The 21,758-nt window shown below is 63.7% G+C and carries 19 protein-coding genes; 4 read left to right on the plus strand and 15 right to left on the minus strand.

Annotation, left to right across the window (positions count from 1 at the left end):
- Positions 1-10 precede the first annotated feature (10 nt).
- The 8 genes from AC1RR3_RS20225 to AC1RR3_RS20260 form a co-directional block, all read right to left on the minus strand.
- Positions 11-976 carry a phosphotransferase family protein gene (locus AC1RR3_RS20225; RefSeq protein WP_492824865.1) on the minus strand — a complete coding sequence of 322 codons (966 nt, stop codon included), beginning with the start codon at positions 974-976 and terminating at the stop codon, positions 11-13.
- Positions 973-2,253 carry a Zn-dependent hydrolase gene (locus AC1RR3_RS20230; RefSeq protein ID WP_492824866.1) on the minus strand — a complete coding sequence of 427 codons (1,281 nt, stop codon included), beginning with the start codon at positions 2,251-2,253 and terminating at the stop codon, positions 973-975. Before AC1RR3_RS20230 ends, AC1RR3_RS20225 begins: the two co-directional genes overlap by 4 nt.
- Positions 2,246-3,007 carry a DeoR/GlpR family DNA-binding transcription regulator gene (locus tag AC1RR3_RS20235; protein WP_492824867.1) on the minus strand — a complete coding sequence of 254 codons (762 nt, stop codon included), beginning with the start codon at positions 3,005-3,007 and terminating at the stop codon, positions 2,246-2,248. The genes AC1RR3_RS20230 and AC1RR3_RS20235 overlap by 8 nt, the downstream gene beginning before the upstream one ends.
- Positions 3,008-3,070: 63 nt before the next feature.
- A complete protein-coding gene (locus AC1RR3_RS20240; RefSeq protein WP_492824868.1) occupies positions 3,071-4,912 on the minus strand; it encodes an ABC transporter ATP-binding protein in 1,842 nt (613 codons plus the stop codon).
- The gene (locus AC1RR3_RS20245) at positions 4,909-5,829 is read right to left on the minus strand and encodes an ABC transporter permease (RefSeq protein ID WP_492824869.1); all 921 of its coding nucleotides are present in this window, start codon (positions 5,827-5,829) and stop codon (positions 4,909-4,911) included. The genes AC1RR3_RS20240 and AC1RR3_RS20245 overlap by 4 nt, the downstream gene beginning before the upstream one ends.
- Positions 5,830-5,842: 13 nt before the next feature.
- On the minus strand, positions 5,843-6,823 hold the full coding sequence (locus tag AC1RR3_RS20250; protein WP_492824870.1) for an ABC transporter permease: 981 nt from the start codon (positions 6,821-6,823) through the stop codon (positions 5,843-5,845).
- A gap of 69 nt (positions 6,824-6,892) precedes the next feature.
- A complete protein-coding gene (locus AC1RR3_RS20255) occupies positions 6,893-8,476 on the minus strand; it encodes an ABC transporter substrate-binding protein (protein WP_492824871.1) in 1,584 nt (527 codons plus the stop codon).
- 559 nt (positions 8,477-9,035) lie between these two features.
- Positions 9,036-9,950 carry a polysaccharide deacetylase family protein gene (locus tag AC1RR3_RS20260; protein ID WP_492824872.1) on the minus strand — a complete coding sequence of 305 codons (915 nt, stop codon included), beginning with the start codon at positions 9,948-9,950 and terminating at the stop codon, positions 9,036-9,038.
- Positions 9,951-10,204: 254 nt separating this feature from the next.
- Between AC1RR3_RS20260 and speB the strand changes: the two genes are divergently transcribed.
- The gene (gene speB / locus AC1RR3_RS20265) at positions 10,205-11,167 is read left to right on the plus strand and encodes an agmatinase (RefSeq protein WP_492824873.1); all 963 of its coding nucleotides are present in this window, start codon (positions 10,205-10,207) and stop codon (positions 11,165-11,167) included.
- Between the two features lie 34 nt (positions 11,168-11,201).
- On the opposite strand, the gene AC1RR3_RS20270 is transcribed toward speB, so the two are convergent.
- Genes AC1RR3_RS20270 through AC1RR3_RS20295 form a run of 6 tightly spaced genes read right to left on the minus strand, consistent with a single transcriptional unit; the run spans position 11,202 to position 16,946 of the window.
- Complete coding sequence (locus AC1RR3_RS20270; RefSeq protein ID WP_492824874.1) at positions 11,202-12,374, minus strand: M24 family metallopeptidase; 1,173 nt, start codon at positions 12,372-12,374, stop codon at positions 11,202-11,204.
- Positions 12,367-13,467, minus strand: a complete 1,101-nt coding sequence (locus AC1RR3_RS20275) for a mandelate racemase/muconate lactonizing enzyme family protein (protein ID WP_492824875.1) — start codon at positions 13,465-13,467, stop codon at positions 12,367-12,369. The genes AC1RR3_RS20270 and AC1RR3_RS20275 overlap by 8 nt, the downstream gene beginning before the upstream one ends.
- An 11-nt stretch (positions 13,468-13,478) precedes the next feature.
- Positions 13,479-14,636 (minus strand): M20 family metallopeptidase, encoded by a 1,158-nt coding sequence (locus tag AC1RR3_RS20280; protein ID WP_492824876.1) that lies wholly within the window; start codon positions 14,634-14,636, stop codon positions 13,479-13,481.
- A gap of 22 nt (positions 14,637-14,658) precedes the next feature.
- On the minus strand, positions 14,659-15,393 hold the full coding sequence (locus AC1RR3_RS20285) for an amino acid ABC transporter ATP-binding protein (protein ID WP_492824877.1): 735 nt from the start codon (positions 15,391-15,393) through the stop codon (positions 14,659-14,661).
- Positions 15,394-15,398: 5 nt separating this feature from the next.
- The gene (locus tag AC1RR3_RS20290) at positions 15,399-16,124 is read right to left on the minus strand and encodes an amino acid ABC transporter permease (protein WP_492824878.1); all 726 of its coding nucleotides are present in this window, start codon (positions 16,122-16,124) and stop codon (positions 15,399-15,401) included.
- 12 nt (positions 16,125-16,136) lie between these two features.
- Complete coding sequence (locus AC1RR3_RS20295) at positions 16,137-16,946, minus strand: ABC transporter substrate-binding protein (protein WP_492824879.1); 810 nt, start codon at positions 16,944-16,946, stop codon at positions 16,137-16,139.
- Between the two features lie 193 nt (positions 16,947-17,139).
- Here AC1RR3_RS20295 and AC1RR3_RS20300 point away from each other — a divergent pair, with 193 nt between their 5' ends.
- Complete coding sequence (locus tag AC1RR3_RS20300; RefSeq protein ID WP_492824880.1) at positions 17,140-18,030, plus strand: GntR family transcriptional regulator; 891 nt, start codon at positions 17,140-17,142, stop codon at positions 18,028-18,030.
- A gap of 23 nt (positions 18,031-18,053) precedes the next feature.
- Here AC1RR3_RS20300 and AC1RR3_RS20305 read toward each other — a convergent pair whose 3' ends face one another.
- Positions 18,054-18,815: a GntR family transcriptional regulator gene (locus AC1RR3_RS20305; protein ID WP_492825152.1), complete on the minus strand. Its 762-nt coding sequence runs from the start codon at positions 18,813-18,815 to the stop codon at positions 18,054-18,056.
- Between the two features lie 81 nt (positions 18,816-18,896).
- Between AC1RR3_RS20305 and AC1RR3_RS20310 the strand changes: the two genes are divergently transcribed.
- Together AC1RR3_RS20310 and AC1RR3_RS20315 are read left to right on the plus strand one after the other, a co-directional pair.
- On the plus strand, positions 18,897-20,192 hold the full coding sequence (locus AC1RR3_RS20310; protein ID WP_492824881.1) for a M20 family metallopeptidase: 1,296 nt from the start codon (positions 18,897-18,899) through the stop codon (positions 20,190-20,192).
- 18 nt (positions 20,193-20,210) lie between these two features.
- Positions 20,211-21,758, plus strand: a complete 1,548-nt coding sequence (locus AC1RR3_RS20315; RefSeq protein ID WP_492824882.1) for an ABC transporter substrate-binding protein — start codon at positions 20,211-20,213, stop codon at positions 21,756-21,758.

A 21,758-nucleotide genomic window follows, 5' to 3' on the forward strand; every position in this document is an offset into this window, starting at 1 on the left:
GCCACCTTCGCTAGAGAGATCGTACCCGCTCTTCAAAGCCGGGATGTCCGAGCAACATCCGGCATCGCAGGAAGCGCCACGCCGCATACTTCAGGAACTCCACGCCCTGCACGGGCGAACGGACATCCTGCAACAGGCTGCGAAGCGCCCAGTAGAGATCGTCGGCGGCCGCATAGAGCCGGCATCGGCTAAAGGCCTTGTCGCTGAACTGGCCATCGTGCATTTCCAGAAGCGGCTTCATCTGACTCTCGAACTGATAGAGCTCGTTCATCTGAACCCCGAGCTGGTAGTAAGGGTCGATGTCGCCGGCCATGTCGAAGTCGACCAGCATCATGGCGTCGTCCGGACCGAGCATCACGTTGGATGAGTGCGGATCGCCGTGCGCCGGTCTCGGGTCGACACCGGCCGCCGAAATCGCCGCCCGAATGGGCGTCATCCAGGCCAACATCCAGTTCACGTCGCCGGGAAGCACGGCGCTTGACTGCGAGACCAGCGGCCAAAGCCGATCGATCCCGTCGAAAACTGACCAGGGACGCCCCAACGGTTCGCCGGCGGCAATCAACTTCTGCATTTCAACGAGCCGCGCCACGGCGCCTTCCTGCATCAGATCGTCGATCTTCGCCGTACGCCAGCCGTCGCCGAGGCGCGCGAACAGCACGGCCCTTTCCGTCGGCGCACGCGCGATCGGCGTGGGCGACAAGCCCAGGCCAAAAAGACGTCGCGCCGCCACAAAGGCCGCGTCGTCGTCGACGAGCTCGGCAACTTCGTCGTTCGCCAGCCGCAGAAACAGACTTGCGTTAATGCCGTCGGGCGCCACATTGAATGTCGTCGCCTCGACGGCATGATAGGACGGTGAAGCCACCGGGAACGCAGATGCCGCGTAGGCAGCCGTCGCCGCCTCGGTGACCAGCAGGTTCCTGATTGCGCGCTCGGCGCGCATCTCCATGACCGTATCCGGATGACCAAGCGTCTTCATGCCGCGGCCTCGATCGCTGGCAGTCCTTCGCAGGCAAGCGTGTAGAGCATGTCTGCAAGGACCTGCGTCCCTAAGGCCTGGTCTGCCGCGCTCGTGAACTCGGTGGGATGATGAATGACGCCGTCGCGTGAACGGACCGCCAGCACGACCGAGGGGCAGACGCCGGACATCGCCACGGCATCGTGCCCGCCGATCGTATCGAGATGACGCGCCGTTTCGCCGAAGCTTGCGGCAGTTCGCTCCGCAAGCGAGATCAGCCCTTTCGCAAATCGGCCGGCCTTGCGACGATCGATCGATCTCACCTCGAATGTCACCCCGGCTTTCTCCGCCGCCACCGCCATCCGAAGCTTCATCTTTCGTTCGGCCTCGGCGAGAACCTCCGGCGATCCCGAACGCAGCTCGATGAAGAGAACGGCTTCGGACGGGACCGTGTTGGGCGAGTTCGGAAACACCTCCAGCCGGCCAACGGATGTATGCAGGTCGAGGCCGTGCTCGCCTGCGATCTGCTTCAGATCAGCAATGAGGTAGGCTGCACCAAGCACTGCGTCCTTGCGCTGCGCCATCGGCGTGGCCCCCGTATGGGCCTGCCGGCCGAGGAAGGCGAGGCGATACTTGGTCGCGCCCCAGAACCGGGTGAAGATTCCGAATTTCTCATTGGCCTCAAACAAAGCCTTGTCGCCTTCAATGTGAAGTTCGATCAGCGCGCCCGGCCTCGCCACGCTGTCCTTGCCGGCATAGCCGATCTGCGCCAGGGATTCGCGCACCGTTACTCCATCGCCGTCCTTGCGCTCGAGCGCCCATTCGCACTCGAGCGCGCCGGCAAACACGCTGCTTCCCAGCAGGCTCGGCTGGAAGCGTGCCCCCTCTTCGTTGGTCCAATTCACCACCTGGAAATTGCAGACCGGCAGCTTCTTTTCGGCCTTCAGCCTTTCAGATACGGCAAGTACGGCCTCGCAGGCCGAGACGACGCCGAGCGCGCCGTCGAAGCGGCCGCCATTGGGCTGGCTGTCGATATGCGATCCCACCATGACCACCGGCGCGTTGGCGCCGGCCAGCGACAGGCTCCCGAACTGATTGCCGATGGCGTCGACGGCCTCGGTGAAACCGTTCCGGGCGAACCAGCGGCCGAGCCAATCACGCGCGGCTCCGTCCTCTTTCGACAGAGAGAGACGCGTCATGGATCCGTCCGGCCCGCCGCCGAACATCGACAATTCGTCCATCATCGCCTGGAGACGCGATGGATTGATGGGAGCACGCTCGGGGGCGATGTCAGGCATAGATGATTTCCACGCTGGACTTGAGGAACTGATCGGAGAAGTCTTTGGTCAGGGTGCTCCCCGTGATCACCGCGTGGACGTCTTGCAGGCCGAACGTGTGGATCGAGCCGAGGCGACCGAACTTGGAGCTGTCCGCGACGATGACCGAGCGTTTGGCCTGCGCGCGCGCCACGCGGCGGATGATCGCCTCGTCCTCGCCGTAGTCCATGAAACCGCGCTCGGCATGAACCGCACTGATTGCGATGATGGCGAGATCGAAGAAGTGCTCCTTCATCGCCGCCGCCGTCTCGGGACCGAAGGTCGCCTGATAGTCGGGACGCAACCGCCCACCGAGCACGCGGACGCTGGGCGTCGCCGAATAGTAGAACTGAGCCGCCACTGCGAGCGAATTGCTCACGATCGTGAGATCCTTGCGGGTCTCGAGATGCTTCAGGCAGGCGAGCACCGTGGTCCCCTCGTCGACGAAGATCTTCATGCCGTCCTTGACCAGGGCCGCGGCCGCCTCTCCGATCCGTGCCTTTTCCCTTGCGCCGACGCGCAGGCGCTCGGCAAAGGGCTGGTCGCTCTCCTGGCGGTCGAGCACGGCGCCGCCATAGACGCGGCGGGCAAAGCCCTGCGTCTCGAGCTCGCGGAGGTCACGTCGGATCGATTCCTGGCTGACCTTGAACTGATCGACGAGGTCCTTGACGTGGACGCGCTGCTTCTGCCGCAACAGGTCGCGGATCAACTCCAGGCGATGCTCCGTAAAGCTCATGGACGTTCCCCGGTTGTGTCGGCACTTCCGGCCGCTGCGCGGCACTTCTTCTTCATGACTTTCTCACGGAACGGTGGCGCGCACCGCGCCGATGTCGCCGGACGCCGACGGCGGCACGACCAGGTGGCAGGCAGCGAAATCCTGTCGCTCACGCACCGTCAGGCTCGGCTGAATACGGCTGCATTTGTTCATCGCCTGCGGGCAGCGCGACCTGAAGCTGCAGCCATCAGGGATGTCGAGTGGGCTCGGTGGCTCCCCTTCCAGCAGGCATTCCTCCGGCCGATAGCGACGCTGCTCGAGCGTCGGCATCGCGCTCAGGAGCGCCTTCGTATAGGGGTGTCCCGGGTCGAAGAAGAGACGCTCATTGTCGGCGAGCTCGAAGACCTCGCCCAGATACATCACCGCGACGCGATTGCAGGCTTTCCTTACCATCGCAAGATCATGCGAGATGAAGATGTAGGTCAGGTCGTACTCCTTCTGAAGCTTCTGGAAGAGGTCGAGCAGCTTGAACTGCTCGGCCTGGTCGAGCGCCGACAGCGTCTCGTCCATGATCAGGATTTCCGGCTCAAGGACGAGCGCGCGGGCCACGTTGACACGCTGCCGCTGTCCCGCGCTCAAGCCGAGCGGAAGCTCCTCGTAGAGTTCGGCCGGCAGCCCCACCTCTCCCATCACTTTCAGGACGCGCTCGCGAATCCTGGCCCTGTCGCGCCAGCCGTGCGTTCGCAGCGGATCTTCCAGAATCTTTCCGATCGAGGTCCGCGGCGGCAGCGAGCCGAACGGGTCCTGCAGCACCATCTGGAGCTTGCCGCGGAACGCGAGCAGCCCCTTGCCCCTGAGCGCGGCGATATCCTGGGCCGAGCAGAGGATCTGTCCCGAACTCGGCAGTTCGAGCCTGCACAGAAGCCGCATCAGGGTCGACTTTCCACAACCGGATTCCCCGACAATGGCAAAGCTGTCACCGCGGCGAACGTCGAAGGTGACGTTGCGAACGGCACGAACCAGATTGACGCCGCCGAAACCGGTCTTCTTCCTGACCTTGTAGATCTGCGACGCATCGCGCAGGCTGAGAACCACCTCCCGCCGGTCATCCAGCGGGGGCGTCGCGGCCGGTTCGCCCCATATCCTCGGGGTCTGCCGCACCAGCTCCCGCGTATAGGGATAGACGGGTTTGTCGATCAAATCCTCGGTCGACTGCTCCTCGACGATGCGGCCTGCTTCCATCACCAGAATCCGCGAGCAGGCCTCGCGCGCCACCGGCAGCGACGACGACACGAACAGGACGGCGGTGTCGAAGCTTGTCGTCAGCTCCTTCATCAGCCGGATCACCTGGGCCGCGACCGTGACGTCGAGCGGCTGCGTGACATTGTCGGCCACCAGCAGTGCGGGATTGGTCACCAGCGCGTCGACGATCAGCGCACGCTGCATCATCCCGCCGGAGAATTGCGAGGGATAGTCGTGAAAGCGGTTGCGCGCGGACGGGATCCGAACGGCATCGAGAAGCTCGATGACGCGACGCTCGGCGTCGCGCCGCGATACGCCGGGCACCACCGCCCGCATTTTCTCGACGATCTGGGCACCGACCGGCAGCGTGGGATCGAGCGCTCCCATCGGATTGGCGCCGACATAGGAAATCCGCTGGCGCAAGGTGCGCATGTCCGCGCCGCTCATCGCGTAGATGTCGCGTCCCTCGAACAGGACCTCGCCGGACCGCTTCGCCAGCGGCGGCTCCAGCCAGTTGACCACGGCCTTGGACAGCACAGTCTTTCCGGAGCCGCTCGCGCCGACCACCCCGACGATATCGCGCGGCGCAAGGCTGAGCGACACGCTATCGAGAATGATCTTCGCCGAGCCGGCGCGGCCGGCGGCAACAGTCAAATTCCTGAGTGCGAGAAGTGGCTGCGTCATCCTTCCCCGCCTCCATGGACCGTATTGCGCGCGCGCTCGAGCGAGGCGCCGATCAGATTGATACTGGTGAGGGTCAATCCCAGGAACAGACCGGGCATGGTAGCGATCCACCACGCGTTCAGCAGATATTTGCGCCCATCCGCGATGATGTTGCCGAAGGTCGGCGTCGGCGGCTGAACCCCGAGCCCGAGAAAGCCGAGCGTCGATTCGAAGATCATCATGCGGGCCACGTCGAGCACGGAGGTGAACAGCACCGGCGGCAGCAGCAACGGAAGCAGCAGGGTGAGGATGATTCGCGCGTCTGTCGATCCGCCGATCTTCGCGGCACGAACATATTCGCGCTGCCGCTCGGTCATCACGATGCTGCGCATGATGCGCGCATAGACCGGCCAGTTGGAGACGCCGAGCACAAGGATGATCGCGGGGATGGTCGGCCGGGACACGCCCAGCACGGAGATGGCAAGGATGATCATCGGGATCGACAGCTGCGCATCGGTCAGTCGCATGATGACGGCATCGGTCCGCCCGCCGAAATAGCCGGCGATCGTGCCGAGCGCGCATCCGATCGTCAGCATGACGATGACGGACGCAACCCCGATCAGGAACGAGTAGCGCAGGCCGACTAGCGAGCGCACCAGCATGTCGCGGCCGATCTGGTCGGTGCCGAGCGGATGAGCCCAGCTCCAGTTGTTGCCGAGCAACAACGGCGGCAGCAGACGGGCTTTGACATCCATCTTGGTCGGATCGATGCCGCTCAGCTCGGGATAGAGTGCGGTGGCCAGGGCGAGGACGACGAAGATGCCGAGGCCGACGCGGAAGCCCGGCGTGGATGCCGCCTTGTCGAAGATGCGTCGGGCGATGGAGCGTTGGGCCGGCTTGCGCACGATCGGCGCGCCGGCGGCTGTGGTCACGGACATCAATATTCGCGCCTTAATATTCGAGCCTTGGATCCATGGTGGTGGCGACGAGGTCGACGACGATGTTGATCAGCACGAAGATGGCGCTGGTGACGATGGCGATCCCCTGGATCAGCGGAAAGTCGCGCTGCAGCACCGCGTTGATGGTCAGGAGGCCGAGCCCCGGATAGTCGAAGATGTATTCGACGATGATGACGCCGCCGAGCAGGCTCGAAAACTGAATCCCGAGCAGATTGAGCAGCGGCACCGAGGCGTTGCGAAGCGCATGGTTGGCGATGATGCGGCTGCGCCCGAGGCCGCGGACGTGCCCGACCGCCACATAGGGCTCGGTCATCTGCGCCGACACGGAGCTCACGAGCGTCCGGATCAGGACGGGCGACAGCTCGACCGCGAGCACGATGGCCGGGAGGATCGTATAGGCAAATCCCCTGTAGCCGATCGCGGGCAGCCATCCGAGCTTGACGGAAAACAGCAGCGCCAGAACGATTCCCAGCCAGAAGTTCGGCAGCGATATGAAGATCGAGGAGATGTAGAACGCCAGCTTGTCCGGCCATCGTCCGATCGCAAGGCCTCCGGCAATGCCGACGATTCCGGAGAACACCAGGGCAATCACCAGCGTCACCGCGGCAAGCTGCAGCGTCATCGGCAGCGCTTCGAGGATCAGGCTCAGCACCTTCGCCCGTTCACCGCGCGTCGTGTCGTTGAAGGTCGCCCCGCCCGTCGCCGCCCCGTTCGCGGGCCGAACGAAGGACTGCCCGAGATCGCCGCGCACGACGCCGCCGATGTAGCGCCCGAACTGGACCACGATCGGATCCCGCAAGCCCATGTCGGTTGCGATCTTCTCGATCAGGGCTTCGGGCGCCATTCCGCCAGCCATCAGCCGCACCGGATCTCCCGGCACGACCCTCAACAGCGTGAAGATCAGCAGCGAGACGAGAAAGATGATCAGGACGCCCTGAGCCAGACGCCGCATTAGGAAATTCAGGACGAACATCCGCAGGCTCCGTGAAGGGCATGGCGGGCCGCGCGCCGCACGATCGCGGCACGCGGCAGCCAGTCGTGGTCAGGCAACGGGCTTGGACGCATCCATCGATCCATCCGGGTAGATATAGAGGCCTTCGAAATCCTTCTGCATTGCGTGGATCATCACGGAGGTGAACAAGGAGAGCGCCGGCATCTTCGAAGCGAGCAACGGCATCGTCTCGGACTGGAGGATCTTCTTTCGCTCCTCGAGGGTCGAGGCACTGCGCTCCTTGTCGAGGCTTGCATCGATCGCCGCATCCTCGATGCCGCAGATGCGATGCGAGGAGGAGTGGAAATGCGTGCGCAGAATGAGGTCCGGCTCGGGCGAACCGGTCGACCAGCCGCAATCCACCATGTGGCCGGGCCCACCGCCCGGGCGATGGTACAGCCGCTCATTCCAGGCGGCGGGCTCGAGCACGGTCAGGCTGACATTGAAGCCCTGCTCGTTCAGCATCGCCGTGATGATCTCGCCATACTCTTTGGTCTTGGGATAGAAGCCCACCGACGTGATGTATTCGAGCGGCGGCAAGCCCTTGCCGTTCGGGAAGCCGGCCTCGGCGAGCAACGCCTGGGACTTCTTCGGATCAAACTTCGGATAGTTTTCGAGGTCGACATAGCCGAACTTCACCGGCGAAACGAAATTCGACGAGGCATGGCCCGCCGAGCCCAGCACCTCGAGGATCAGGTCGCGGTTGATGGCATGACAGGCGGCAAGGCGAACGCGGGGATCGTTGAAGGGCGGTTTCGAGCAGCGGAACCAGAGATATTTGTTCTCGACGGACACCACCCGGTTGATGCGAATATTGGGGTTGCCCTTGACGGTGTCGACCTGTTCCGGCTCCAGCCGTTCGACGATCGAGGCTTGGCCGTTCATCAGCGACAGCATGCGCGTCGTGGAGTCGCCGGTGAAGGTGAAGTTGATCCCTGCGATGGCCGGCTTGCCCTTGAAGTAGCCGTCGAACGCCTTCATCACGGTATCGTTGCCGCGCTGCTCGACGAACTTGAACGGACCCGTGCCGTTGAGACGTTGCGAGAGCACGCCGCCCGGGCCGCCCGCGATGTCCTTTGCCGACATGATCGGCAGGAATGCCGCGAGGAACATGAAGAGGTGCGCCGGATAGCCGCCCTTCGAGGTGTCGACGATGACCGTATAGTCGTCGGGCGTCTCGATCTTCAGTGTTTCGCTGGGGCCGGGATACCATTGCGCGGGGCGATCGGGCTTGGATCCATATTCGAAGGTGGCCTTGACGTCCTCCGCCTTGAACGGCTTGCCATCGTGGAACACCACACCCGGGCGCAGCTTGATTTGCAGGCGGTTAGGATCGAGCAGCTTGATGTCGGTTGCAAGCTCGTAGATGACCTCGCCTGGATTATCGAGTTTCATCGGCGTGCGGGTGAGAAAACCCATCACGAAGCCTTCGATGTTCTTCTGCGACAGCGTGGTGTGGGCGGTCGGGTCCCAATTGCCGGTGATGTTCTCGGCCGACAGGAAGGTTATGGTCTTGCCGGCCTGCGCATGTGCCGCGGAGATGAAGAAGTCTGGATTGATCTGCGTGTAGCTCGCGGCAACCGCGGCTCCCGCCGCACCCTTTAGAAAGTGGCGCCGGTCAAATTTCGGATGCATCGACATTCCCCTTTTTTGCAGCAACCGTCCAATCGGTCAAAACGGTCATGCAGAAGGCGTGCCATATATAAAATCGGCCCGATATCGTAGGCATCTTTGTGGCTTTTGACCGATTATATGGCAAACTGCCGCGGCGCGAGGCCCACGCCTGGCAAAAATCTGTCGTCTGACGCACGAACCGCCTACGACATGCGCAACACGTGATCAGCGGGATTGCATCGGCCCCGCCAGAGTTCCGTGCGAACGACATGCCGCGACGCATGCGATGACTGTCGTTGCAACTGCCGACTGTGCCGCAACGTTGATCGAATGGCCCGCGGGGTGCAGCTATGCGAATGCGTGGCGAGTGGCACCTTCCGCCATCGACAACCACGGGCCGAGATTTGGGACCTTCCGGTTGACCGGCATGGCGGGACTGAGCTCACCGATCGAGATGCTCTTCCATTGCCAGTTCGAGCCGATGCTCTAGCGTCGCAAGCTTGCAGCCTCGTCGGTGACCGGCGCCAGCGCTCGGCCGTTGCATCAGGCCGCTTCCACAATCGCTCAACGAGCCCGAGATCTACCGCTGACGTCGAGGAAAGATCCGGCCGACCGGTTCGGGATATTGCGGAAGGAGTTCGATACGGGGCAAATAGCGCCCCTCGTCGATCTCGCGCCGTACATGCGCGGCGATCTCCTCCATGGGGGCGAACCAGACGTCGCCTTGCGCCACCATCCGCTCGAGGAAGCCGGCAAAGACATGCCAGCGGGCGAGCCGCCCCGTTGCAAAGGGATGCAGCGTGGCGACCCACAAGCCGCCATAGGTGTAGGCCGCCTGGAATTCCTCCAGGAAGGCCGCAAAGCCGTTGCTGGGACTGCGCACGGGCATGAAGTAATCGAGATCGAAGGACTGGACATATTGCGGCCAGTCGTCGAGGCCCCAATGGGTCGGCAGCTCGATCAGCTCGTCGCCGCTCGCCCTGCTCTTGATGACATAGGGCACATCATCGCCCATCAGCGAAGCGTCGTAAGTGAAACCCCTCGCCAGCAGCAAGTCGAGCGAATGCTGTGAGAAATTATAGAGAGGCGCCCGCCAACCACGCGGCGCCCGTCCCGTCGCCCTGCGAATGATGTCGATACCGAGATCGAGCCAATAGGCCTCCTCCTCCCGCGTCTGCTCGAGTGGGTTCTCGTGGATATAGCTGTGGTGCCCGATCTCATGTCCGCCGGCGAGCATCGCCTCGACGGCGGAGGGATATTGCTCGATACACCAGGCTGGCACGAAGAAGGTTTGCCTGATTCCGAGTTGCCGGTAGGTCTCGACGATGCGCGGGACGGCAACGGTCGGCCCATAGCGCAGCATCGAGATGCCCGAGACGCGATTATTGCCGTCTCGGGGGTGCTCGACATGGATCAGGCTGTCGGCATCCATGTCGAAGGTCAGGCAGCAGGCGCACTTCGCTCCGCCGGGCCACTGGACGGGATTGGCGATCATTCCCGTGGTCTCCGAATTCTATCTTCCTTCCGTTCAAATGCCGGGCTTTCTCCGAAGCCGACATCGGTGCCCGGGCCCATGCATTGGACGTGCCACGACATTTCGGCGCACGGCTACTCGATGCCGACCGATACAGGCGAAATTGGCATATCGATTGGAATGAAATCTGCTTCCGCAGGCATCGACGCTGTCGATGGTCGGCTCTTTCAGGCCATAGCCTCGTCGTCGGCGCGAGCAGCTTACTGAACGGGGGAATGATGGCACACGGGTATGAGGGCGGCAGGCTGGACCTGCCATTTGTGGGACATTGCACCTTCGGCAAGCGGCCGGTCTGCCTCGAGTGGGATAAGCTCGACGCTGATGTCGCCGTGCTCGGCGTGCCTTTCGACATGGGCACGCAATACCGCTCGGGCGCGAGGTTCGGGCCCCGTGCCATCCGCGAAGCCTCGACCCTCTTCTCGTTCGGCCATGGCGGAGCCTACGATCATGAGGACGACGTCACCTATCTGCCGCTCGACAAGGTGCGCATCGTCGACGTCGGAGACGTCGACATCGTCCACACCGATACTGTCAGAAGCCACGCCAATGCAGAAGCCGCCGTTCGCAATATCCTCGAACGCGGGGTAATGCCTGTGGTCCTCGGCGGCGACCATGCGGTCAACATTCCCTGCGTCAGGGCCTTCAGCGAGCATGGTCCGATCCATATCGTGCAGATCGATGCCCATCTCGATTTCGTGGACGTGAGGCATGGCGTGCGCGAGGGACACGGCAATCCGATGCGGCGCGCCGCCGAGCAGGCCCATGTCACCGGTTTGACCCAGGTCGGCATCCGTAACGTGTCCTCGACCGCCCGCGAAGGCTATGAGGATGCCCGCGCGCGCGGCTCCACCATCCTCTCGGTGCGCCAGGCGCGCAAGCTCGGCACCGAGGGCGTCCTGCAGCAAATTCCGCACGGCGTTCGCTACTATGTCACGATCGACATCGACGGCTTCGATCCCTCGATCGCGCCGGGAACGGGGACGCCGAGCCATGGAGGCTTCCAGTACTACGAGGTGATGGAGATCCTCCAGGGCCTTGCCAAGCGAGGCGACGTGGTTGGAATCGATCTCGTCGAGGTCGCCCCGGCCTACGATCCTGCCGGCGTGACGGGCATTCTCGCAGCACAGGTGCTGATGAATTTTCTCGGCTACATCTTCGAAGAGCGCTCGCGGCGATAGTTTCGCAACGGTCGGTCGATGCCGTGCCGCATCCTCAGCCCACGACGCGCAGGATCGGACGAGCGACCGTGCTGAGCGGCCGGCAGCCAGTCTCGGTGACGACCACGGTCTCGCTGACGCCGACCGTGAATTGGCCGAAGTCCCGCATTGCGACCGGCAGGTGGAACGTCATGCCCGGCCGCAGCTCGGTGGTCACGCCCGTGTAGAGGCTGAGCACGCCGCCCTCGCCCCAATCAGGCGCAAACGCGATGCCGATGCTGTAGCCGACCCGCTTCTTGAAATTCTCGGTATACCCCGCGCGATCGATGATCCGCTGACAGGCCAGATGCGGTGCCTCACAGGGCGCGCCCGGCTTGATCGCCTCGAGCGCCGCAGAAAGCCCGTCCTGACAGGTCTTCTCCATGTCGATCGCACGCTGCGGCATGGTCCCGAGCCAGGCGCTGCGCATCAGCGCGGCGTGGTAGCGGTCGTGGCTTGCCGCCATTTCCAGGAACACCGGATCGTCGGCTCCGATCCGCCCGCGCCGCCAGGTGCCGTGCGGCACGCCGGAGCGACGGCCGACCGAGACCAGCGGCTCCATGCCGACATATTCGGAGCCCGCGGCGATCGACGTTCCCACCATCGCGGAGACGAGATCGTTCTCGCTCGCACCGAGCTTGACCGCGGCAAGGCCTGCGCGCATGCCGGCTTCGACATAAGACGCGGCCGTGGCGATCTTCTCGAGCTCGGCCGCCGATTTCACGATCCGAAGCTGCTCAATGATGCCGGCGCCGTCGTGCACTGTCCCAAGCTTGTCCTGGAGCGCCTCATAGGTCGCGACGGGCAGGAACCAGCCGCGCTTGTCGATTGCGATGCGCTTCGACGCCCAGCCGCGGTCCTTGATGACATCAACCAGGAAATTCACCGGCTGATCGCCGTCCTGGTAGACTTGTGCATTGGCGATGAACGTGTTCGCGATGAAGTTGAAATATTCGAGCTGACGGACGACGAAGGCCGGCTCGCCCTCGACCGGCAGGACCAGCGCCTGAAACGTGTAGTAGCCCGGCGTCTGCTGTCCCGTGAGGTAGAAGATGTTTTCGGGCCCGGTGACGACCATGACGTCGATGCCGGCCCTGGCGAGCAGCGCGCGAGCACGCGCGACCCGTCCATCATACTCCTGTTTCGGGAAGGCTGATTCAGAGCCCTGCTGAACGCTGTCGCTAGTCATATTTGTAGTCTCCGATGAGCTTGGTGGTGGCGGCGTCGAACTTGACGCCAAGGCCCGGGGCGCGCTCCGCGTGGACCGCCCCCGCGGTGTAGGAGATGCCCGAAACCGGATCATTGACGAGCCCGTCAGCTCCGTAGAGCTCGGCGAATTCAGGCGCGGTCGCGCAGGCAACGTGCAGCGCCGCCACGGTGGCCGCGGCGCCTTCGTTCATCTGACCGATCATGAAGGGCACGCCAGCCTCAGACAGTTTTCGCGCGGCCGCAACGGTCGGCGCAATGCCGCCGAGCTTTACGAGCTTGAGATGCGCAAACACCCGCCCCCGATAGGCGCACACCTGTGCGATATCCGTGGCCGTGGCGATGCTCTCGTCGAGCATCACGGGAACAGGACTTTTCCCCGCGAGCGCATCGATGCTTGCCCAGTCGCCGGGCGGCACCGGCTGCTCGACATAAGCGAGATCGTACGCGGCGAGCGCCTCAAGCTTGGCCAGCGCCTCATCGGCCATCCAGCGTCCGTTTGCGTCCGCTGCAATCTTCACCCGTCCGCCAAAACGCGCGCGCAGGGCCGCGATGCGACGCAGATCCTCCGCAAAGTCACCGACGGCGATGCGCACTTTGAGATCCGTGTAGCCGCGATCGACGTAGGCCTGCGCCTTGGCAAGGAAGTCTTCGTAAGACGACCAGAACAGGGTCTGGTTGGTCTTGCAGCTCACATCTCCTCGCGGCGCGCCGAGCCAGGCGGCCACGGTTTTGCGCTCCCGACGTGCGACGAGATCATGCAACGCGCAATCGATCAGCGTACGGACCGGCGCAATGTATGGCGCCTCCCAAAGCGTCATCATCGCGATCAGATCGATGGGATCGCGCCTCCAGTCGACGTCGCGAACAGCGGCGACGACGGACTCTATCACGGTCCTCTCGCCATAACCGTTGAGGTAGGCGATGTTGGCCCTCACCTCGCCGACGCCGACCGTCTCGCCATCATCAAGCCGCAGATACACTTCCTTCAGGGACGGGATGCTGCCCGACGACGCCGTGTGCAGGACGAGCCCGCCGCCGTAGTGCAAGTCTGCCAGGTGCAGTGAAACGCGCAAACGCTTGGATCCTAGTTGCGCAGCATGGCTTTCGCCACGTCGCGATAGATCAGGCTGGCAGTGATGAACTCATCGACCGGCACGAACTCGTCGGGCTTGTGCGCGACGGCGAGATCGCCCGGACCGATCACAACTCCTTGCGCGCCCGCGCCGGTGAAATGCACGAGGTCGCAAGCCCCCTGGAAGCCGAACGGACCCGGCTTTGTCACACCGTGAGCGTGACTGGCTGCAAGGCTCGCCTGCACGATCGCGCTATCCTGCGCCGTCTCCGTCGCCCCGCCCGTCGTCGCCTTGTACTCGACGACCTCGGCACGCAAGCCGAAGCGCTCGCGCGCGACCACGAGGAGTTCGTCGATCTCGCGTTTGACGGCCGCCTCATCCTCTCCAGGCACCATCCGCCGATCGAGCAAAAGATCGCAGGCTCCGGGCAGCACGTTATCGGCATGGCCGCCGTTGATCCTGGTGACCGTAAGACTGGCTGCCCCGACCAGGGGATGGCTGCGGTGACGGACGACCTTATCGTGATGCTCGGCGACAAGGCCCAGCAACTCGCCGGCCCGGTAGATCGCATTCTCGCCGAGATGCGGCGTTCCGGAATGCGCCGAGACGCCATGCACCCGCACCACTGGCCGCAGGCTGCCCTTGTGCGCGGAGAAGACGGCATTCGACGTCGGCTCGCCGATCACGGCGGCGTCGATCAGGGGATGGCCCGCGGCATAGAATTTGGCGCCTTCGCTGGCGATCTCTTCATCCGCGACGAAAACACCAAGCAGCGTCCCCGACCATGCCGTACGGTCGGCCGCAAGCATGCGCATGGCCTCCAGCATCGCCGCCAGCGGCCCCTTGCAGTCACAGGCGCCACGGCCATAGAGCCGGCCGTCCTTCTCGGTCAGGCCAAAGGGATCGGAGGACCAGCCTTCGCCGGCGGGCACGACATCCATGTGGGTGTTGAATGCGAACACCGGGCCGGCGCCGTTCTGGAGCCGCGCCACGACGTTGACGCGTCCGGGCTTGTACGCCTGCAACGCGACGTCGAAGCCGCCGGTGACCAGCAGATCGCGCAGATATTGCGCGGCGGGGGCTTCGTGACCGGGCGGATTCTGCGTGTCGATGGCAATGAGCTCTGCGAGTTCGCGCTTCATACGGGCGACATCGGGAGATGTAGGCATCAACGGGCTCCGGATATCAGGGTCAGTGAAGAATCTGATCGAGAAAGCGGCGCGTTCGGTCGTTGACCATGCCGCCAAAGAACTGGTCGCTCGGGGCACTCTCGATGATCTCGCCGCTTTCCATGAACACGATCCGGTCGGCGGCGCGTTTGGCAAACCCCATCTCGTGGGTGACGACGATGCTCGTCATGCCCTCGGCGCTGAGGGCCGCCATGACATCGAGCACCTCACGGATCATTTCCGGATCGAGCGCGGAGGTTGGCTCATCGTACAGCATCAGCTTCGGCCGCATCGCGAGCGCGCGCGCAATGGCGACGCGCTGCTGCTGGCCACCGGACAGCTCGTCCGGGAAGGCGTCGGCTTTCTCGGGGATCTGCACCTTGCGCAAGAGGTCGACCGCGATGTCATGGGCATCGGCCCGGCTCATTCCGAGGATCTTCACCGGCGCCAGCATGACGTTCTCGGCTGCCGAGAGGTGGGCAAACAGTTCGAAATTCTGGAACACCATGCCGATCTGCCGGCGCAGCAGATGCGCGGTGCGCCGGGCGCGCGTGATGTTCTCGCCTTCGAAGAAGATGTCGCCGCTGTCGACCGTCTCCAGCAGGTTGACGCAACGCAGCAGCGTCGACTTGCCGGACCCTGATGGCCCGATCACAACAAGCGTCTCCGACGGATCGACCGTCAGCGTGCAGGTCTTCAGGACCTGCGTCGCGCCGAAGCTCTTGTTGATGCCGACGATTTCGAGAAGGTGCTGCATCCCAGTTATCGCACCGCCAGCGCCTTCGACGTCCCGAGCATCCGCTCGGTCAGCGAAAGCCGCCGCATCCGTTGCCGCTTCTTGGGGTCGAGCACGGTCTCCAGCAGGATCTGCAGGCCCATGAAGGCCGTGGTCATTGCGAGATAATAGATACCGGCGGCGGTCAGCGCTTCGAAATAGCGGAAGTCCGCGCTCGCCGTCTGGTTCGCGACCAGCAGCAGCTCCTCCACGGCAATCACCGAGACCAGCGCGCTGAGCTTCAGCATGCCGATCATCTGGTTGCCGATCGGCGGCAACACGATCCGCGCGGCCTGGGGAATCACGACGTAGCGCATCATCTCGGTCCTGGTCATGCCGAGCGCGAGACCGGCGGTACGCTGCCCTTTCTTGACGGCCTGAAGCCCCGACCGCAGGATCTCCGCCATGTAGGCGCCCTCGTTCAGCGACAGCGCCAGCACCGCGCAGACAAAGGCCGACAGCCTGATGCCGAACGACGGCAGGACGTTGTAGATGAAGATCACCTGAAACAGCACGGGCGTGCCGCGGAACAGCCAGAGATAGGCCAGCGTCACCACGGCGCCGATCCGGGTCTGGCTCTCCTGGATCAAGGCAAGCACGAGACCGATCAGGACGCCGAAGACGAGCGAGGCAATCGTCAGCAGCAGCGTCATCTCCGCGCCGTGCAGGAAGTTCGGCGATGTCAAATATTTCAGGACGAGTTCGATGGACACCGGCAGGCTCCCTTAATCGAACAGCGACACCGAGGCAGGAAATTTCCAGGTTTCGATCAGTTTCTTATAGGAGCCGTCGGCAACGATCTCCTTCAATGCGGCCTCGACCGCGGATTTCATCGCGGTGTCGCCCTTGCGCACCGCCATGCCGATCTGCGTGTTGGCCTCGAACTCCGCGCCCGCCACCGCGTAGACGCCGGGCACCTTGTCCATCAGTTCGACCACACCAGGCGTGGCGTTGAACAGGACATCGGCCCGTGCCTGCCGGAGCGTGAGCGCGGAATCCTGCGCGGTTGGCAGCGTCATCACGTTGATCGCGGCGAGCCCCTTGTCGCGGCAGCGCTTGTCGTCCTGTCGAGCATAGGTTTCCTGGATGCCGCCGAGCGTGACGGCGATGGTCTTGCCGCACAGGGAATCGTCGCGGCCGGTGATCTTGGCGGGATTGCCCGCCTGCACAACAACCAGCGTGCCGATCTTGAGATAGGGGACGAAGTCGACCTGCGCCGCACGCTGCTCGTTGATGTACATCGCGGAATTGATGATGTCGGCGCGGCCGCCTTGCAGCGCGACGATCAGCCCTTTGAACTCCATGTTCATCGGCTTGGCCTCGACGCCGAGCTTCTTGCCGAGCAGGCCGATCATGTCGATGTCGAAGCCGGAGAGCTTGCCGTCCTTCTGAAACTCGAACGGCGCGAAGGTGCCGGCGACGCCGTAGGTCAGCGCGCCCTTCTCGACCAGCGTGGCCGACGAGAGATCCGCCGCCATCACCGACCCCGACAGGCAAAGCGACAGGATTCCGCAGGCAAGGCGCAAACGAGACATGGGTAACCCCTGTGGCTTGATTGTTTTATTGTTGGTTATTATACAATCCTTGCCGCGTTTGAGGTCAAGCCCGATCAGCGAGCATCGCTGGCTAAGCTTTAATCAGCATAGGTTTTGGCCGAAATCGTGGCTTGAGGTCATTGTATCGTAAGTTGCAACTCGTACTTCAGGACGGATCCCAGAGCCTCCCGCCATGGCGCGGTCAACCCAACAAACCCGCTTTCGCCTCGCCAACCAGATTCTGGATGTCATCAGGGACGCCAAGCTGGAGCCCGGCCATCATCTGCGCGAGCAGCAGCTCGCTGATCTCATCGGCGTCTCAAGGACCCCGATAAGGTCGGCGCTGGACCTGCTTGCCGACCGCGGCATCGTCGAGACGCGAAAGAACCATGGCTTCTTCCTGCGCAAGCCGTTCGACTCGCTGCATCGTATCGAGATCGAGGTGCCGTCGACGGCCGAAGAGAAGCTCTACGCAAAGCTGGTTCGCGACCGGCTCGAGCATCGCATTCCCAACTCCATTACCCAGAGCGAGATCGCGCGCCGCTATGATGTGGACCGCGTCGCGCTCGCGCGCACCCTCTCCCGTCTTGCCGAAGACGGCCTCATCGCACGCAAGCAGGGCCATGGCTGGGCGTTCCTGCCGACGCTCGACTCCCTCGTCTCGCTCCGCGCCAGCTACGAGTTTCGCCTGACGATCGAGCCCTCGGCCTTTCTGCTCGCGACTTTCAAGCCGGATCCCGCCGCCATCGAACGGATGCGCCTGCAACACCTTTATCTGGCCTCGCACCCCGACATCGCATCCGTCTCCAGCACGCAACTGTTCGAGACGGATGCGGCATTTCACGAGATGTGCGCCGAGTTCTGCGGCAACGCCTTTTTTGCCCAGGCCATCCAGTACCAGAACCGGCTGCGGCGCCTGCTCGAGTTCGGCAGCTATTTCGACGGCCGCCGCGTCCGCGAATGGTGCCGCGAGCACCTCGCCATCATCGAATCCATTGCGGCGGGCAATCTGACCGAGGCCTCGATCCGCATGCGCGCGCATCTGGAGCAGGCCTTCATCTCCGCCCAGGCCGCGGCGCGCTGATCAAACCAGGACGATTCACGCCGTCAGCGGATCTCGTTGACATAGTGATGATGCGCGGTTGTCGCGCGGTGCTCGCTGAGGAGCGCCAGTGATCCGGCCTGATCATATGCTTCTTCGCGAATGACCAGAACGGCACTTGGCGATCGCAAGCCGAGCAGCCGCCGGTCTTCCGCGCTCGCCAGTTCTGCCAGCAATTTTTCGCGGACCGCTGAAATGCGGATGCCATAGACATCGAGCAGATGCAGATAGAGCAGCGCCGGCACACGTGTCGGCACTGAGGGGAAATCGGGCACGCGACGCGCAACCAGGCTGATGCGTGAATGCATGACCGGTACGCGGCCGACGCGCCGGATACGGCGGAGATGCAGCAGCGGTTCCCCGGCCGCCTCCGAGAACAGCACGGCCTCCTCGGAACTTGCCGGCCGCATCGCCAGCGACAGCACTTCGGGCGTCGAGCGCTGCAGGCTTCCGTTCTCTCCGTGCAGCCGGAAATACTGAAAGAAGAAGCGAAGGCTGTGCTGTGGCGCGCGGCCGGTGACGACCGTTCCGGTCTTGCGACGGCGCACCAGCATGCCGTCGGCCGTCAGGTCCGCCAGCGCGCGGCGCATGGTACCGACCGCAACGCCATAGCGCGCTGCAAGCGCAACCTCGCCCGGCAAGACAGTACCGGGGGATAATTCGCCGACGAGGATCGCCTCGGCGATCTGCCGCTTGACGTGCTCGTACAGCGGAATCGGCAGGCTCGAGGACCCGCCGGTCGCTGCCTTTGCCTGTTTGCCGGTCACATGTGCCTCATTCTTTGGAATTGACAGCAGTCGGCGTCCATCGTCTATTTCTTTATAGAATATAGAAATTGACCATCGCAAATGAATTCGCCTCTACCGACCCTGGCCGCCGGCTTTGCCGAGATCGAACGCACCGCCGAAACTGCGGTCGACGATCTCGCGCGGATGATTTCGGTGGACACGAGCTTTCCGCCCGGTGCGGGCTACGACGCATTTGCCGGGCTGATGGAAAGCGTCGTCGCATCGCTCGGCCTGGAATGCCGGCGTGTCGCAGTGCCCGAGAAATTGTGGCACGTCGACGGCGGCCCGGCGCACGGCGCGCGCACCAATCTCATCGCACGCCGCCGCTCCGGCAAGCCAGCGCTGGGGTTATATTTCCACGTCGATACCGTGCCTGCTTCGCCCGGCTGGACAACCGATCCGCTGCAATTGACGCGCGATGGCGACCGGCTGATCGGCCTTGGCGTCGCCGACATGAAGGGCACCATCGCCGCCGTGCTGCTGGCGCTACGCGCTGCCGACAGAACCGGTCTGCCACTCGGCTACGATCCGATGCTGCTGCTCTGCACCGACGAGGAAGGCGGGCTCTATCCCGGCATACGCTATCTCGCCGAGCAGGGCTTGTTGGACGGTCACATCCTCAACTTCAACGGCGCGGCTGCGCCACGCATCTGGGCCGGCTGCTTCGGCCTGTTCACGCTTCTGGTGAAAGTCCACGGCAGGACGGTTCATGCGAGCGAGGCCGCGCGTGCAGGCGCCGGCGCCAATGCCATCGAGGCCGCATTGCCGATCCTCAATGCGCTCGCCGCCTTGAAGCCGGAGATCGCAAAGCGCATCTCCGCCCTGCCCGCCCCGCCAGGCGCGACGAGTCCGCTCGCCGCGCAGCTCGACATCTCCGCTGCGCATGGCGGCCAATGCGGCGGCCAGATTCCCTCGCAGTTCGAGATCCTCCTCTGCCGCCGCTACGCGCCAGAAGAGGATTTTTCCGCCGCGCGCCGCGAGATCGAGGATGCGATCCGCAAGGCCGCAGCCCACGCCGAGATCGAGATCGCTCTCACCGGTCATTTGATGCCGACGTCGGATCCGACTGGCCCGCATTGGCCGCGCTGGCAGGGAGCGCTGTCGGCCGGGTTCGGCTACGCGCCCGACGACTTCGCCAAATGGGGCGCGACGAGCTGCTCCGACTTCGGCTGGGTGCAGGCGACCGGCATGCAGGAGATCCTACTGACGGGCCTTGGCCGGCCAGACAGCCGCATTCACGCCCCCGGCGAATTCACCACACTCACTGACATCGTCGCGCTGGCGAAGTCGGTCCTTGCCTATCTGTCCGCAGAATTCCGTCCCGATCTTTCGCCCGAAGCAACCGCCATTCGCTAACTCGAGGAGCTCACTCCTATGCTGTCCGTCACCCGCCGCCTCTTTCTTGCCGGGACCGCCATCAGTCTCGTTACCTTGCCCAGGGCCGCCATCGCCGATACCCCCAAGCGCGGCGGCGTGCTGCGGATGTCGCTGGACCAGGCGGCGTCGGTGATTCATCCGATGCTGGCGCGGGTCAATCCGGAATATCTCGTCACCGAACTGCTCTACTCCAACCTGACCCGGCTGAAGCCCGACATGACCGTCGAGCCGGACCTCGCGATCTCCTGGGAGCCGAATGCGACAAGCACGGAGTGGATCTTCAAGCTACGCCCTGGCGTGACGTTCCACGACGGCTCGCCGCTGACGTCGGAAGACGTCGTCGCCAGCATCAATGCCATCCTCGATCCGAAGACCGCCTCCCCCGGCCGCACCAATGTCGGCCCGATCAAGGAGGTCGCGGCGATCGATCCCCTGACCGTCAAGTTCACGCTCTCCGGCGCCTACGCCGACCTGCCGGTGGCTCTGACCTATCTCAACGCGCGTATCGTCCCAGCCAAGGTCATCGCATCCGACCTCGCCAGCCTGTCGACGACGGCAAACGGCACCGGGCCGTTCAAGCTCGTATCCTATGAGCCGGACCGGAAGATCGTCGTCGAACGCAATGCCGCCTACTATGACCCGACCCGGCCTTACCTCGACCGCGTCGAGTTGCTCGTCTACCCGGACCGCACCGCCGAAGCCTCGGCAATGATATCAGGCGAGATCGACCTGCTGCTGACGACGACGCCCGGCGAATATGAGCGCCTTGTGAAGGCCGGCGGCGTCAAGGCGCTGCGCACGCCCTCCGGCCAATTCCTCAATATCAACCTCGGATGCGACCAGAAGCCATTCAACGACATCAGGGTCCGCCAGGCCCTCGCATTGGCGGTCGACCGCGAGGCGACTGTCGGTTTCGTCGCCGGCGGCTACGGAACGCCGGGCAATGACACGCCGCTGAACTCCGCCTATCACTTCTACAAAAATATCCCGCAGAAGAAGCCCGATATCGCCAAGGCGAAGCAGCTTCTGGCCGAGGCGGGTTATCCCAACGGTATCGATCTGACGCTGATCGCCTCCGACAGGCCAACCACTCGCACCCAGCTCGGCGTCGCGGTTCGCGAAATGGCCGCCGCGGCCGGCTTCCGCATCAACGTGCAGACGATGCCGCACGCGACCTATCTCGACCAGGTCTGGAAGAAGGGGAACTTCTACGTCGGCTTCTACAACATGCAACCGACCGCAGATGCGATCTTCAACCTGCTCTATACCTCCAATGCGACCTGGAACGAGACCCGCTGGAACAACAGCGAGTTCGACACCGTCATCAATGCCGCCCGCGTCGAGACCGACGAGACAAAGCGTGCCGCGCTCTATGCCAAGGCGCAGGAGCTGATGAACACGGAGGTCCCCACGGTGATCTCGGCGTTCTTCGATCTTCTTGCCGCCCAGCGCGCCTATGTCGAAGGTTACGTACTGCATCCGCGCGGCTCTGTGTTCCGCCTCGACATGGTCTCGCTCGGCACCGGCGCGCCGAAGCGCGCCTGA

The organism is Bradyrhizobium sp. GW821-FHT13H05, assembly GCF_058804065.1.